The organism is Xanthocytophaga agilis, assembly GCF_030068605.1.
In the GTDB taxonomy this organism is placed as follows: Bacteria; Bacteroidota; Bacteroidia; order Cytophagales; family 172606-1; genus Xanthocytophaga; species Xanthocytophaga agilis.
Window position 1 is genome coordinate 1,561,989 of sequence record NZ_JASJOU010000001.1, and the last position, 16,314, is coordinate 1,578,302.

Here is a 16,314-nt window from a genome sequence, read left to right on the forward strand (position 1 = left end):
ATGAGATAAATTTCTTCTGTTTTCTCTTGTATGTTACGATTATGTTACCAATATTTTACACAGAAAATTTCACACATTCGTTAGTTTTTCCATTCTTCGGCCCCGCATTTATGCTATACAAACCAATTTTTACAGCCACACTTATTCATATAAGCCTATGAAAAGAATATTTCTTGTATCTCTCATTTGTTTTTGTACCTTATCCTCTATGGCGCAACAACTTACCCTCTCGGGATACACCTATACAGATGATAACAAAATCATTGGCATAGCAGAAGATCCAACAAAAACCACTGTATACAAAAAATTTGCAGTAAAAGGCCCTTTAGCCAGTGCATTTGCAATTAAGAAAAATGGTCAACTCAGTGTTCGTCCCAACACCTTACCTGCCAACACTTTCTGGCATGATGTGACTATTGAAGCAACAACTGCTGAAGGCAAAGTAGTAACCAATACCTTCCGTATTGTCAAAGATCAGTTTATACGCAACAAGGTAATTGCACACAGAGGTGCCTGGAAGAAATCAGGTACTACGGAGAATTCACTTACAGCCCTTCGCAATGCGGTTGCACTGGGTTGCATGGGCAGTGAGTTTGACATTCACTTGTCTGCTGATTCTATTCCCTACATCAATCATGATGCAGCGATCCAGGGATTTACTATTGAGAAAACAGAATCTTCCCAACTTTCACAAATCAAACTGAGCAATGGAGAGTCGCTGCCTACTCTTTTGTCTTATTTAGAGGAGGGAATGAAACAAAACCGTACACGGCTTATTCTGGAGCTTAAACCTTCTGTAGTGAGCAAAGAAAGGGCATTGCTACTTACTGAGAAAGTAATAGCTATGGTACGTGAACTTAAGGCTCAGGCATGGGCAGAATACATCAGCTTTGATTATGATGTATGCAAAAAAATTAAAAGCATGGAGCCTCATGCCAAAGTTGCGTATCTGAATGGAGAACTTTCTCCTGCTCAACTGGCAGCTGATCATATAGATGGATTAGACTATCATCATTCTATATTAAAGAAAAATGAATCCTGGTTTGAGGAGGCGCATCAGAAAAAACAAACAGTCAATGTTTGGACTGTCAATGAGAAAAGTCTGATGGAATGGCTTCTGCAAAAGAATGTAGATTTTATTACTACCAATGAGCCGGAGATGCTTCTGGAGATTGTACAGTAGTTCTCATTGAGCATGCTTTTTAACTTATTGTCAATGAAGCATGCTCAATGATTTTTTGTATTTTTTCATACTTATACCGTAGTTGGTATACAACTCAGCAACCTCAAACGACAGACTTTCGGGTAAGATCTGATAAAGTGGCATTTCCCTGCTGAATTAGCAATTCTGCCAGCTCCATACGTCCCTTCTCCTTCTTTTCCAGTACAAACTCCAACTCATCCAATGTCAGCAATTTGGTATTGACCAAACGTATTTCTTCCAGATTGCCTTGTAAGGTGTTAGAGCGGGTCTCTGATTGTAAGCCCAGGATCACCCCTACTCTACCGGCTGAGTTTCGGAATGTGTCAGGTACTTTATTTGCATAAATTTCGGTTGTGAGAAACTGGTAGTTATCCAATAGTCCCAGCAGATTTCCATTTTGTGCAGCCAGTTGGCTTACCTGATACAAGACATCAAACTGCCAGCTCTCCATAATCAGATCGTATGTAGAGAGTATCTCTGACGTTTCAACATACATCTCCAGGCCCAGGCCGTTGTAACCTGCATTTTCCGGATTGGTGTCGGCATCCGAATAAGGATCAGAAAGGCCATCACTAGCCAGAACCATTGTTGTGGGTGTAGTCACTTTGACAAATGCCTGTCGCAAAGCAGGCCATGCGGGTCCACCCATGAAAGCTGGATTAATCAAGTGTGAAATCACATCCGGAGCCAGTTCTCCGATTTGTTGCCAGTAAGCATTCCGAAGCTCACCAGCGGCTTGTGTAAGTTCTTCAAATGAGGGCATAAGTAAAGAGTAGTGTATTTGCGAGTATAAGGCTAATACGTGACAAGACCTATTGTGTTGTTAATTTAGTGTCTTTTGTACCTGTCAGGCAATCTTCCAATAGCAAATGTCCTGTATATATGTTGTATAAAACCTACCTTTACAGAATTTAACACGTACTTGTATGAACTTCGAATATCTTTTAAAGCAGATCTCATTTATTCAGGAGATAGACAAACTCAAATACATTCAGCGTAAAACCTGTCTTTTTAATAGCCAGCGAAAAGAAAATGATGCGGAACATAGTTGGCATCTGGCTATCATGGCAATGGTTCTGGCAGAACATGCCAATGAACCTGTAGATACAATGAAAGTAGTAAAAATGCTGTTGATTCATGATCTGGTTGAAATTGATGCAGGCGATGTGTTCCTGTTTGACACAGCCATCAACCATACCAACACCCATGCCGAACGCCTGGCAGCGGAGCGATTGTTTGGCTTACTTCCGGCAGAACAAGCCCTTGAATTTACAGAAATATGGGAAGAGTTTGAGGCAGCAGCAACACCTGAGGCTCGCTTTGCCAAGTCTATAGATCGTTTAGAGCCTGTATTACAAAATGTTTCCAATGGTGGCGGTACCTGGAAGGAACATCAGGTATCATATGAAAAGGTAGTACAGAAAGTTCAGACAATGGCTCGTGGTTCTGAAACTTTATGGAGTTTTGCCAAAGCTTTAATTGATGATAGTGTAGAGAAAGGATTTATCCAAAAAGAACACTAATTGTATTTTTCATCAGCCGTCAAAGGGAAAACCTCACTACCCTTACATATAATTCACCGATATATAGCAATCAAAAAAATATACACAAACTCACCTAGTGTAAAACTCCATGGTTATCTTGGCAGCTCTGTGAGTTACTTTTTTTCATTCACAAAGTATTTCATTCCACATACTTCCATCACTCGTTATGAACCTTAAATCATACTCTTATCTCTCCCTGGCAGCTTTATGGCTGGTACTGGCAGGCTGCAATACCAAACCATCCGACGCGGAAAATATAACAACAGCCGCCTCTGGTAATCCGTTTTCTGAGCCGAGCACGCTTCCTTTACAGGCCCCTGCGTTTGATAAAATCAAAGACAGCGATTTTGCACCGGCTCTTGAAGAAGGAATGAAGCAGCAGCAAGCCGAGATACAAAAAATTGCTGATAATCTAGAAGCACCTACGTTTGACAATACTCTGGTAGCTTTAGAGAAAAGTGGTCAGCTACTGAATCGGGTCAATGCGGTGTTTAATCTGCTCACAGGTGCCAATACCAATCCAGCCTTGCAGAAAGTACAGGAAGATGTAGCCTCTAAACTAGCGGCTAATCAGGATGCTATTTTCCTGAACACCAAACTTTTTGAACGGGTAAAAACCATTTATGCCAAACGAAACGAATTAAAACTGGATTCTGAATCCAACTATCTGCTAAGTTATTATATGCAGCAGTTTGAACTGGCAGGTGCAAATCTTTCCGAAAGTGCAAAAGATAGCTTAAAGAAACTCAATCAGGAAGAAGCGGCTCTGGTCGCAAAATTTACCAATCAATTACTGGCAGCCAATAAAGCGGGAGGATTGGTAATCAGTAACAAAGCTGAACTGGAAGGCCTTCCCGATAGTGATATAGAAGCGGCAGCCCAAAGTGCCAAAGACAGCAAACAGGAAGGCAAATGGCTGATTTCCTTACAAAATACAACCCAGCAACCTTTTCTTACACTATTGAGCAATCGGGCAACTCGCCAAAAATTATTTGAGGCATCCTATAACCGAGCCGAAAAGGGAGATACAACAGATACCCGAACTACTCTGTCAAAAATTGCTGCCATTCGGGCCAATAAGGCAAAAATTATGGGCTTCAAAAATTATGCAGAATGGAAACTTCGCGACCAGATGGCTCAGAATTCAGAAGCTGTCAACCAGTTTCTGAATCAGTTAATACCTGCTGCTACGGCCAAAGCCAAACGGGAGGCAGCAGATATGCAGGCTCTGGTAGATCAACAAAAAGGTGGCTTCCAGCTTCAATCCTGGGACTGGAACTACTATGCCGAACAAGTTCGTAAAACGCGATATGACCTGGATGAAAATCAGGTAAAACCTTATTTTGAACTGAATAAAGTACTGATAGACGGAGTATTTTATGCGGCAACACAACTATATGGTATAACATTCAAAGAACGAAAAGACTTACCTGTATACCATGAAGATGTCAAAGTGTTTGATGTACTGGACAAAGATGGTAGCCAATTGGGACTATTTTATTGTGATTACTTCAAACGGGACAATAAACAAGGAGGAGCCTGGATGAGTAATCTGGTAGGCCAATCCAAGTTACTGGGTACCAAGCCCGTTATTTACAATGTCTGCAACTTCCCTAAACCTGCTTCGGGACAACCTGCATTACTTAGCGTGGACAATGTTATCACCATGTTTCATGAATTTGGACATGGGTTGCATGGCTTATTTGCCAATCAACACTATCCAAGTCTTTCTGGCACTAATGTAGCCCGAGACTTTGTGGAGTTTCCCTCTCAGTTTAATGAGCATTGGGCGCTTGATCCTAAAATAGTATCACATTATGCGATACATCATCAAACAAAGCAGCCTATACCTCAGGCTTTGATTGATAAAATCAAAAAAGCGGGCACCTTTAACCAGGGATACGCGCTAACCGAAGCACTTGCTTCTGATGAAATAGATCTGAAATGGCATACCTTACCGGCAGGATCTACAATAAACGATGTAGATGCCTTTGAAACCAATGCATTACATACTACCAAATTAGATCTGTCACAGGTACCTCCTCGTTACCGATCCAGTTATTTTCTTCATATCTGGGGCAATGGATATGCAGCAGGATATTATGCCTATGCATGGACAGACATGCTGGATGAAGATTCCTATGCCTGGTTTAAAGAAAACGGAGGTTTAACTCAGGCTAATGGACAACGTTTCCGGGATATGATTCTATCCAAAGGAAATACAGCTAGTTACGCGTCAATGTATAAAGCATTCAGAGGCAAAGATCCGGATATTCATCCGATGTTAGTAAGTCGGGGCCTGGTTGAACAATAATCTCTCTTTATCAGATACCATCTGAGGGTTTGCAATATTCTACCAACAGATGGTATCTTGTTCTATATTTTTTGATGGTTATTAGCCAAGGTCTTTTCAGACTCGTTATTTTCTTTCAACTTACGAACTTTTAGAAATCTCTCTTCCTGAGTTTCTCAGATTCCTAATCATTGTTCTTCCACTAATCTCTTCATTTTTTGCTTGCCCAAAAAACAGGGCACCAAACGAGAGTTTGGTGAGCCAGATCGGCGTTTGAGCAAAAAATTCCAAAGCTTTGCCCCATAGGGCCAACGCTAGGCCCGCGGAATTTTTATCCTCACGCACCTACATCACCTTCTGCGATTGAAGTGCCTAGGAGTCTTTTGTGTCATGTGCTGTTTAAGTTTATAAGGAACACAACCTATGAGTATCTTTTAGATGATACAAAGAGAGCTAAGATTCCTTTAAACGCGAACTGTTGTAGCTGTGCGCTGGCAATCTTTTTGCCGCGAGGAAAGCCCATGGCTTTGCGGGTAGAAGGTTCGGCAAAAAGTGCCCTTTTTTGCTTCGTTTTTTGGGCAAGCAAAAAATGAAGAAGCCTGTGGTAGAGTGAAGAGAGTGACAATAAACCAACTCAGAAAGAGAACTTTCTCAAAAATTAACTAATGCCTATATTTAAAAAATTAGGAAGAGTCATGCCTAAGTATATAAAGGACAATTCAATAAGGAAAACAATAAGAATACTAACAGTTCACAAATTTTTATAAAAAGAACAAACAGATCTATATCTTCGCATATAAAGCCAAAGCGAACCATACAAACGGTATCTGTGTTGTCAGATAATAACCATACCGATAAAAGGCAAAGTAGCCTACAAACATGAAATTTCTTATAATACCCCTATTTCTTCTATCCTTCACATTACACGATAAAACTGTTGACAATTCGCTTCCCTGTATTTGCAAATTGCAACATACCTTTCCGACTCCCCCTGTAAGTGATCAGACTCTCTTCTATATTCAGCGTACACCCAATCACAATACCATTATGTATGATCTGAATATGAAGAAAGGTAAACTCAACACAGAAGAACCTGTACATGTTTACTGGATACGCTATGGAGAGAATGGACAAAAAGAGGAACTTTCTTATATTCAGAGACAATTTGCTTATGGACTGAAAAGCCGTAAATTAGCGGATAATCGATTTGAGCTTTCTTTTGTTTCCTACAAGAAACAACTACTCTATCTGGAATGGTCAGCACTTCTGAATCGTTATCGCATACACACCACCATCAATGGTAAAACGATAGATGTAAACAAAGTCTTTCTCCAGATCGAAGGGGGATCATTCTGGGTTCCGAATGTAGTATGTGTAGAAGTAAAAGGAACTGATCCTGCTACTGGAAAAGAAGTAGTTCAACTATTTAAACCCTGACCCGTCATGAAAAAACAGTATGTCTCTAATAGCCAGGAATCCACTCCTATGTTTAAAAGTCCTTTATTAGAGCCATTATCCAAGGTACATTTTTCAGTACCTCTTTTTATCTATATTCCTGTTATTGGCTATTTTCTGTATCAGGCGATAGCTGTTCAGCACAATAGTATAAGCGTATTTCTGAGTAGTCTGGCCGGCGGTCTCTTGCTATGGACTATTACAGAATATGTCCTGCATCGGTTTGTCTTTCATTTTGAGCCCCAATCAACCTGGGGGCAGCGATTGCATTTTATCTTTCATGGTGTACATCACGACTATCCCAATGATGCACTTCGCCTCGTAATGCCTCCCTCTGTAAGCATTCCATTAGCATTTGGTTTCTACTGGCTTTTTAAAAGTCTACTGCCAATGAATATGGTTCCGGCTTTTTTTGCAGCATTTGTGTCAGGTTATCTGTTTTATGACATTTCACATTATGCCCTTCATCATTTGCCTATGAAAAATGGCTTCATGAAAAAGATGAAACAGCACCATATGCGCCATCATTACCAGGATTCAACCAAGGGATATGGTGTCAGTTCTTCTTTATGGGATGTCCTTTTTCGGTCTGACTTTGATAAATAATAGGTTAACCCAAAGCCTGTTTGCCTTTTCTATTCACCGATACAAGTCCCTTATTGGTCTATATATTCTACTATACAGTAGTAGTAGATAGGATATTGGTTGTCTGACTCTAATAAACCGAAACTACCTCTTGTATACTCTTTAATTTACGATCTATGCTTTCAGTGGAGTCTAGATAACAGCCATTGCGCTGAATCCAGTAAATAGTCTTCAAACTGGGATTCCCATAGAAGTATAGCAGAAAGGTAGGCGGAATAACAAGACCCAATTAGTATGACTCCGGCCTCGTTAGAAAAGGAACAACTCCGTCTTTATATTATAGACGATGACGAATTATTTCATATCATTCATACCCGAATGTTGAAAATGTGGTTATCTGATTGCCAGATTATCAGCTTTACAGATCCGGTTGAGGCATTGCATACACTTACAGAAGAATTTGGCTCACAGCGTAATTCACGTCCGCCAATAGTACCTATCGTACTATTAGATATCAATATGCCCTGTATATCAGGATGGGAATGGCTGGAACGTTTTACATTTAACTTACCTGAATGGCCCTCTCTCCTGAAAATTGCTATGCTGAGTTCATCTGTATCACCTGATGATGTCCAACAAGCCAAATCACATCCTCTTTTGAGTGGTTATTTCACCAAACCGCTGACCCAGTCGCTGGTTGAAAAGATTATGCATCTTAAAGAGAAAAAATAAGTAGCAGAGAATGATAAATTTTTGCTTTCCAGACTAATAGTATTTACTGGCGACATCCCTCAGTAAATACTATTCTGTCTCAAATTTTATCGTTACATTTTTTTTGCTTTTTTTGCATCACTATCGAATTTGTATAGGCTTTCAGGCTAACGGCTTCCATTTTTTGTATTCATTCTAGTTAGTAATTTCTTCTCCCTTTTATCGTACTTTCCAAACCAAGGCCAGGTCTGCAGGATTTTAGGTGTGTATTCTGGTAACACATATAGGAAAGAGACAATCTTCATTAAAACACAAAGAATGTTTTCTGCGTATACTAATCTTTGCATTTAGGTGAGATTATTATCGAAATGATACATCCTGTTCGAAACATTCTATCTTTGTTTGGTTAAAATAGTATTCAATGACTGCATTTTTAGATCTCAAAAAGCTTTTACTAAAATATCCTCAGTGTATAGGAGCCAAAATAGAAACAAAGGCGTATGGCCATGCTACATTTCTACTCAGATTAGTACTTCCGCATTCCATCGATCAGTCACTAACCGAGGAGCTTCTCAGTACAGAGACCATTACCGATATAGATGAAAAGATACTTGAAGCGATTCTGACCCAAACTCATTGGGAAGTGATGTCCTTTAAACTGGAACAGAGAAATGAATTTGTCCAACAGCTACTGGACAACCTGTACCAGTTTAAAAATTTACGAAAACTTGAATACAAACATCCATTTCAAATGCCTGATGGCAAAGTTTCATTGCAAGGACTCTCCTTTCTGGAAATAGCAAATCTAAATGAGGTAGAAGTACAGGTTAAAGAACCTCTCCCCACTATTCATACGTTTATACTAGGTAGTTTTCAAAAGACAGATGTAACACCCATTCTGGAGGTTTTAAACCCTGACACACTGCAAAAACTGGAGTTACGGCATGCAGGTCTTACGACCTTACCTACAAACCTGCAACGATTCAAAAAATTGACCTATCTGGGACTGACAGGAAACAAAATTTCGGATCTCACAGGTATAAGCGCTCACACTAATCTGAAATTGCTTAACCTGAATAATAATCAACTGATTGATATCCCCTACGAGTTATTTTCACTAACTCAACTGGAAGATCTGTTACTGAATCAGAATCCGCTCACGACAGATACAGAAATCAAAGGCAAAACAGTATTGCTTCGATTAATCCATTGGTGTGATGAAAATCAGTTCCCGAAATCATTGCGTGAATTCTTTAGTGCATTACTACAGGAAAAAGGCAAACCTACTGTAGAGGATGATATGACAGGATTACTTTGGGCACTAACATCTGATATTGAGCTGTTGAGAAGAAAAGCGACTAACCAACTAGCCTCTATACTCTCCGATTCACTGAATCAGCACTTTACCAGTGAAAAAGATATAATTTCTATAGTAGGCAAGGTCAAAGGCTGGTCAACAAAAGACATCTTGTCTCAATTGAAGAAACACAAGATAAAAGCAAGTGATAAGCTAAGTGATAGCACTACCTATGTATGTGTAGGAGATGCCCTTACAGCCGAACAAGTTAAAACCATTCTATCAAAAAATTTCCGGCTGATTATGCCTCAGCATCTGAAAGAATTTCTGGAGAAACTGGAAACACCGTATCTGAAAGAATCCGGAGAGGAAATGCAGGAAAATCTAAACCGTCTGATTGTGAGTGATGAAGAAAGTACAGTCAAACTGGCGGCACAGATGATGATGGCCGGGGGAATCCCGGATGGCCTTTTTTATCAGATCTTGTGGTTAGGAATACGCAAAGGAACCTTCCATTGGAAGTATTTCCGACCTTTACTGGAAAAATACGCAACAGCACAGCAATACGACTTTATTAAGAAATATCGTCAGAAAGAATTTGATGTAGTTATAAACAAGCTACTTGAATCCAGTGAGTTTGATATCCAACTGGTTTTAAAAGCTGGCTTACAGGTACTATATACACCTATAGAGTTTCGGAATCGGATCTATCCTCCCGGACGCACCAACTACTATGCATTCCGGAATGTGTTCAAGAAAAGCCTTCGATTAGGCGGTGACGCAGCTCAGCACCTGTATCAGAAGATGACAGACGGAAATACACTGGATTTGCTTTTCTCAAGTGCTACAGCTAAAGATCAGTTTCAATTTGCCAAAGAATTACAGGAGTTCAAGCAGGTTGAAAAAATAATTTGCGCCTATACCTGTGCCATTATGCCCAGCAATGCCAAGCTATTGAAGAAATTGAATCAGCTCAAAAAACTTGAGCTATATAAACCCTCCCATGTAACTGTAGACAAGCAACAACTGGCAGAGCTATTTCCGGCTATAGAAGTTACCTTAAAAAATTACGAGAACTAGTAATATCATTGAAAAGCTGTTAACTGGAATCTATTGTCGACAATGAAACCATATTATTATCTGATTCTATGCCTTTTATTGGGATGCAAAAATGAGAAGAAAGAAACTTCTTTGAAACCACCTGTTACTTCCAATGTAGACACATCCCTCTCCTTTAATGAAATGCTACATATACCCCAACATTCTTCTGAAGCCTATGGAGAGTATGAATCCTTTCTACGATGTAAAAAATTACTACAAATCTCTGACTCTACCTCCTTTAAGAATGATTATGAGATTAGATTGTATTTGTTTGGCAGTTTTCAAGGACTTTATTGCTATAAATACACTCTTCATAACAATGAATGGAAAGGAGAACGTATCATTTTACATTATTCTACCACAAGGCAATTAGAAAGAGAACCTGTATCTCCCAAAGAAGGATGGAAAACTTTTATTCAAAATGCAATAAATAATGGGTTATTAAATATACCGACAAGAGAAGAAATGAATCAGGAAATAGTCCAACTAGGTAAATTGTACCCAGACGTCAATCTACAGATCATAGATGGAGGATCTGTGATGATTGAAACTATTACAAAAGATCATTATGAATTGAGACTTTATAATAATCAACTATCTCTAGCCGACGATATGAAACTTTATGATAATCCACGACCTCTGCCTGCTGGTGTTTCGAAACCAACGGTACTAAAGAAAATAAATACACTAATAAAGTCTTTGGTTATTTATCCTTGAAAAGAAAAACATTCTTTATATAAGCTAACAATACACTTCATACTCAGAAGACCAGCTATCTAACAACAGTTTATGAATACTTTTTCGTCCTTAACAGAGGCATTTCAGGCCTATCCTACTTGCATTGGCATTGATTTCACAGAGTTTAGTACCTGGTTCAAGTTTGAGCTACTATTACCATCTGGAGATGCCTACACCAAACAAGAGATAAAAATTTCAAACCCACAACCCGATTCGCTCATTCAGGAAATTTTAAGTCAGCCCCACTGGCAGGTATTAGAAATTGGAGCCTTTGAAAACAAAGGTGTCTGGATGCAGAAAGTTGTCAGTCAGCTACACAAATTTACTCAACTGCAAAAACTATGGATTCGCTATGGCTATACACGCTATCATGCGGAAGAGCCTCTTTCTGTATCCCTGAATGGCTTTCCTCATTTAACAACCATACACTTTCAAGGGTGTACCATTTCTCTGTCAGAACCCTTATCTCAGGCAACAGCCTTATATATGGAGTTAACATCTTTCGAAGAAATACACGATATCCTTCCTTATCTCAATCCAGAAAAAGTTACACGGCTCTCCTTTTCAGAAGCAAATCTGACAACTCTGCCAGAACAGCTACAATCATTCTCACAGCTTAAATCGCTTGACTTATCCCGTAATAACCTCACAACAATTCCATCCTGGCTAAGCTCTCTTAAAGAGTTAACAAATATCTCTTTGTATGCGAATCCAATTCTGAAAAAAACAGAATTAAAGGAGGCCATGATTACCAAACTGATTGCTCAGTGTAATAAACAAAACACATCAACACATCTGCGGGGGTTGTATCTAAATCTGTTACAAAACCAACCAGATGAATCTGCGACAACAGAAGATCTGCTACCTGCTCTGAGCATGGATATTGAGTTACTGAACCGAAAAGCCATGCAGAAATTATTGAAGAAGGTAGTCAATCCACTAAAGGAGAAAGGCACCCCATCTCAACATATTGCCCTGATTGGGAAGTTTAAAGGAATATCTGTTCCAGAGACTATTGAGCAACTAAAACAACATGGTATCGAAGCCACAGAAAAACGTACTCCAAGCACAACCACACTTTGCATAGGCGAAAGCCTGACAGCCAAACAAGTAACAGAAGTAGCTAAGCATCAGTTACCACTGGCTTTGCCACAGCATTTACGTGATTTTTTACAACAACTTGATCGACCTTATCTGAAAGAATCTGATGCGGAGACCCAGGAAAACTTATTTCGCCTGTTACACAGTCAGGAAGAAAGTAACATCAAAATCGCAACAGAGATTATGCTGAGTGGAGGCATACCTGAGGATATATTCTATATGATTTTGCTATTGAGCTTCCTAAAAACAGGAGGTTATAGAGCTGGTTTTAAGAAGCTTCTTGAAAAATATACAACACCCGAACAACATGATTTCATTGTCAAACAACAGAAGGCAGGATTTTACAAAACTATTGACTTACTATTTGACAAACCATCTGAACTCTTTGACCTTAACAAGCTTGTAGCAGCAGGATTACGCATATTTGCTATTGAAAACAGCCAGCGGATGAAGTCCTATAATGATGAAGGATTTCTTCGGTCTTTTCATTACCTCGTCAAACGATGTTTTGTAGCAGGAGGCGAACCAGGCCGACTTGCCATTAAAGCACAGCTAGAAGAAAAAACACTCAATGTCTTGTTTACAGATGATAGTTATTTTGGAAAGTTTAAACTGCCCACAGAACTACTGGAATTTACAGACGTTGAACGGATTATCTGTTCTCAGAATGTAATGACAGAGGTAGCTACCAATCGAAAGACAATTCAGAAAATGTCCAGTCTCAAAGAATTAGTGCTATACCATTACTCGGTAGATATCACCACTTCTTATGGAAAAGAGTATTATGATGGATGGCAGAAGGGAGTTGCCAAACTGAAAGATACCTTACCCCATCTTCAGATTACGGTACAAACTTATTAAGTACAGGCTATGGCTAATGAAATAAAAAACAAAGTATATACTATTGCAGAAGGCCTCCAAGAACCGCAGAAGGTAAAAGCGTTGCTGGTAAAGAATGCCAAAGATATAGTCTTGGTACACAAGTTTCCTTTTCTTGAACAGTTGCAATGCATTTGGGGAGAGGAAACCATTCGGTGGGATCTGATAAAAGCTGAAATAGTAAGACTACAGTCATTACAAGAGTTACATCTGGTATACCAACAGGTAGACAATCAGATGATACAGGCTATTCTGGCACTTCAGCAACTGAAAGTCCTTAAACTTGAACTCCGTCAGCAATCCAGAAAAAAAATAGATGTTAGCTGGCTATCACAAATTGGACAACTGGTCAACCTTACCCATTTGTCTATCAAACGTCATAAGCTAACTGACCTACCGGATTCTATTCATCAACTGGTAAATCTGAAAAAACTAAGTCTGGCAGGTAACAGGTTCACGAATCTTCCTTTTCAGGCTGAACGCTTTCCAACACTGGAAATAATAGGATTAGAAGCGAACAAAATTGCTCATTTACCGGATGGTTTCCTGAATTTCAAAAAACTACAGAAGCTAAATCTGGCAGGAAATCCTATAGCTAAAAATCCTCTGTACAGAGATGGTACTCCTGTAGTTCAGTTTCTGAATAAAATAAAATCACTACCTGCACATCTACCCAACATAGCATGGGCTGTATTTACGGATAACACCAGTCAGATAGCCCAGGCCAGCGATCAGGATTTGTGTGCATTATTGAGTATAGAATTAAAGGCATTTCAACAGAAAGTACATATACTACTTAACCAACGGTTAACAGATCTCTTTTTGTCAGGTATACAGCCATCTGAAACAAACATCTGTCTGTTAGGGAATTTATTTTTTGGTATGAAACGCCAGGCCTTAATCGAACGGCTGCAGGCTCAACAGATCACCGTACATACCAAACTACAACCCAATACAACACATCTGGTTGTAGGAGAAAACCTCACACAAAATAATATTAGTACCATTTACCAGACTTCCCTACCCTTTGCGACTGCCGAGCACCTGCGCCAATGGCTTGAACAACTGGAACAGCCCTTCCTGAAACAAGCTGATGACTCAATGGCCGAAAATCTGCGTCGGTTGTTATTCTCTGGCAGTGAAGACAATATTAAGCTGGCATTACAGATGATAGCAACAGGAGGTATCCCCGCTTCTATCTTATACCATGTATTCTGTATGTGTTTTTACAAAATATGGCGCGTCTACAATCCAGCCCCAGACCTGCGAAGAGTATTTGAGCAAACCGGGCCTTTTGAGATGGTGCAACTGGTAAAAAAACACTGGCAAAAAGAAAATAAACGTTTGGTGGAAATATTTATGCAGGAAGAGGTAATAGACAAAAAGCTATTGTTTGATACAGCTTTTGAAATGTTCCTGACCAGTGTAGATACTCCACCAGTTTATGATCGTCAGACATTTGATCCAAGTACACAGTATAACGACTGGTGGAAATACTTTTTCAGAAGTCTAATTATCAAAATTTCATACAAGGCTGATGACCTTGCCGAATATGCATTGGTTCAACTTCAAAAAGAAAATATCTTTCAGCGCATTGCACAACATAACATAAGTCTTTTGTATCCCTGGCTGGAAACAAAAGGCAAAATTCAGAAATATGCAGCCAGTGCACTTCTTCAGGATCAAACACTGGATATACGAGACAGTTGGTTCAGTTTACTGTCTTTACCCATTTATACACCTGTAGAAAGACTGGTAGTATATGAGCATACGATGAGTGGAATGAACAAACAAATTATCGAACATTTAAGTAAAATAGAAAACTTAAAGACTATTGAAGTACATAAAAATGACATTAACTGGAACATAGATAACGTTCTGGCTGATTGGCAACACTACGCACCTCATGTTCAAATTTTACGAGTACATAGAACTTAATAATCAAACCACAACACAGCTAGTAGTTAAAAAGATACCATTGTCAGTATGCAAAATATTTTAGATGAAGTAGCACGGGTAGGTGTTGAATTTATTCTCAACGAACCGTATTATGCCCACTTTCTGTCAAGTCTGAACAAACAGATTGATAACTCATTTGGAACCATGGCCGTTGGAGTGAACGGAGATACCTATGTATTGTATGTAAATCCAACATTCTGGACAGAAACCTTAACAAGTAAAGAATTACGTCTGGGTCTGGTAAAACATGAAGTACTGCACCTGGTATTCAAACACGTTACCCGGCTTGAAAAACACCACATCCCCTTCCTGTATAATGTTGCCGCAGACCTGGTGGTAAATCAATACATTACACGGAGCCATCTGCCACAAACGGGTATGTTCCTTGATACCTTCCCGGATGTTGACCTCGCCCCCTTTGAATCAGTAGATTATTACTATGATAAACTGAAAAAAGTGTGGGACACCAAAGGTTGTTGTAACAGCAAGTGTGAAGTACCATCTCTAAAAAAAGGAAAGGGTAAGTCTTCAGGAATGGATAATAGTAGCACTACTGGCGGAAATGGAAATGCGAGTGGAAATGATGCTGAAAATTCGGAGGAGCCTTCAGACTCTTCAGAAGACAATACAGAAAGGCCAACCATAAATACCTATAACCTGCTGGAGTCAATAGGCAAAAACTGGACAGAAGAGATGTTGCGTCATAAGGGATGGGATGCCTTAGCCCGCCTCAACCCAGTGGAAAAAAGTATCTATGACATGCAGCTTGATAACCTGATCCGTATATCTGTTGAACGGGCTGGTCCGAAAAGTATTGGAAAGCTTCCTGCACATCTACAGCGTTATCTTGACCTTTTTATGATCCGTAAAGTGCCTCAGCTTAACTGGCGTAAGGCGTTGCGTATTTTTTCAGAAAGTAGCCGGAAGACGTATATTAAAAACACCTTGAAAAAACCATCCAAACGGTATGGAACTGTTCCAGGCATCAAGGTAAAACGCAAGCAGAAAGTATTACTGGCGATTGATACATCGGGTAGTATTGGAAATGAAGAGCTAAGCACCTTTTTCAGCGAAATTTACCATATCTGGCGGTCTGGGGCAGAGGTCCGTATTGTGGAATGTGACGCTGCTATCGGCAATATATACGAATATAGAGGTATTGTACCTAAAACGGTTACAGGAGGTGGCGGAACCAGCTTTGAACCTCCATTGCTTTATGCAAATCAGGAATACCTGCCTGACATGATGATCTACTTTACAGATGGGTATGGGTCTGTTCCTAAAATGCATCTCCGGTTCCCGTTGTTATGGATTATCACCAAAGAGGGTATAGAACAAAGCAGCGACACCTTCCAGCAACTGCCAGGCAGACGTGTAAAACTCAGAGAATAACTTTTCATTGTAACAAAGAACTAAACCATTTTTCTAACTCACCAGTACACAGGCT

Annotated in this window: 12 protein-coding genes; 11 read left to right on the top strand and 1 reads right to left on the bottom strand. The window is 39.6% G+C overall.

The window, feature by feature from the left end:
• Nucleotides 1-157: 157 nt before the first annotated feature.
• Nucleotides 158-1,183: a glycerophosphodiester phosphodiesterase gene (locus tag QNI22_RS06425; RefSeq protein ID WP_314509798.1), complete on the top strand. Its 1,026-nt coding sequence runs from the start codon at nt 158-160 to the stop codon at nt 1,181-1,183.
• A gap of 103 nt (nt 1,184-1,286) precedes the next feature.
• Here the strand turns inward: QNI22_RS06425 and QNI22_RS06430 are convergent, their stop codons facing one another.
• A complete protein-coding gene (locus QNI22_RS06430; protein WP_314509800.1) occupies nt 1,287-1,967 on the bottom strand; it encodes a suppressor of fused domain protein in 681 nt (226 codons plus the stop codon).
• A gap of 163 nt (nt 1,968-2,130) precedes the next feature.
• Between QNI22_RS06430 and QNI22_RS06435 the strand changes: the two genes are divergently transcribed.
• The 10 genes from QNI22_RS06435 to QNI22_RS06480 all read left to right on the top strand — a co-directional run bounded on the left by QNI22_RS06435 (nt 2,131) and on the right by QNI22_RS06480 (nt 16,259).
• Nucleotides 2,131-2,727, top strand: coding sequence for an HD domain-containing protein (locus QNI22_RS06435; RefSeq protein ID WP_314509801.1), 597 nt, complete (start codon nt 2,131-2,133; stop codon nt 2,725-2,727).
• A 187-nt stretch (nt 2,728-2,914) separates the two neighbouring features.
• Complete coding sequence (gene dcp / locus QNI22_RS06440; RefSeq protein WP_314509803.1) at nt 2,915-5,062, top strand: peptidyl-dipeptidase Dcp; 2,148 nt, start codon at nt 2,915-2,917, stop codon at nt 5,060-5,062.
• Nucleotides 5,063-5,920: 858 nt separating this feature from the next.
• Complete coding sequence (locus QNI22_RS06445; protein WP_314509804.1) at nt 5,921-6,478, top strand: DUF4833 domain-containing protein; 558 nt, start codon at nt 5,921-5,923, stop codon at nt 6,476-6,478.
• A gap of 6 nt (nt 6,479-6,484) precedes the next feature.
• A complete protein-coding gene (locus tag QNI22_RS06450) occupies nt 6,485-7,102 on the top strand; it encodes a sterol desaturase family protein (protein WP_314509805.1) in 618 nt (205 codons plus the stop codon).
• Between the two features lie 273 nt (nt 7,103-7,375).
• Nucleotides 7,376-7,813, top strand: coding sequence for a response regulator (locus tag QNI22_RS06455; RefSeq protein WP_313988868.1), 438 nt, complete (start codon nt 7,376-7,378; stop codon nt 7,811-7,813).
• A gap of 400 nt (nt 7,814-8,213) precedes the next feature.
• The gene (locus tag QNI22_RS06460) at nt 8,214-10,169 is read left to right on the top strand and encodes a leucine-rich repeat domain-containing protein (protein WP_314509806.1); all 1,956 of its coding nucleotides are present in this window, start codon (nt 8,214-8,216) and stop codon (nt 10,167-10,169) included.
• Between the two features lie 42 nt (nt 10,170-10,211).
• Entirely contained in the window at nt 10,212-10,907 is a 696-nt protein-coding gene (locus tag QNI22_RS06465) for a hypothetical protein (protein ID WP_314509807.1), read from the top strand.
• Between the two features lie 72 nt (nt 10,908-10,979).
• On the top strand, nt 10,980-12,890 hold the full coding sequence (locus QNI22_RS06470) for a hypothetical protein (RefSeq protein ID WP_314509808.1): 1,911 nt from the start codon (nt 10,980-10,982) through the stop codon (nt 12,888-12,890).
• Between the two features lie 9 nt (nt 12,891-12,899).
• On the top strand, nt 12,900-14,846 hold the full coding sequence (locus tag QNI22_RS06475) for a leucine-rich repeat domain-containing protein (protein WP_314509809.1): 1,947 nt from the start codon (nt 12,900-12,902) through the stop codon (nt 14,844-14,846).
• A gap of 48 nt (nt 14,847-14,894) precedes the next feature.
• Nucleotides 14,895-16,259: a vWA domain-containing protein gene (locus tag QNI22_RS06480; RefSeq protein ID WP_314509810.1), complete on the top strand. Its 1,365-nt coding sequence runs from the start codon at nt 14,895-14,897 to the stop codon at nt 16,257-16,259.
• Nucleotides 16,260-16,314 lie beyond the last annotated feature (55 nt).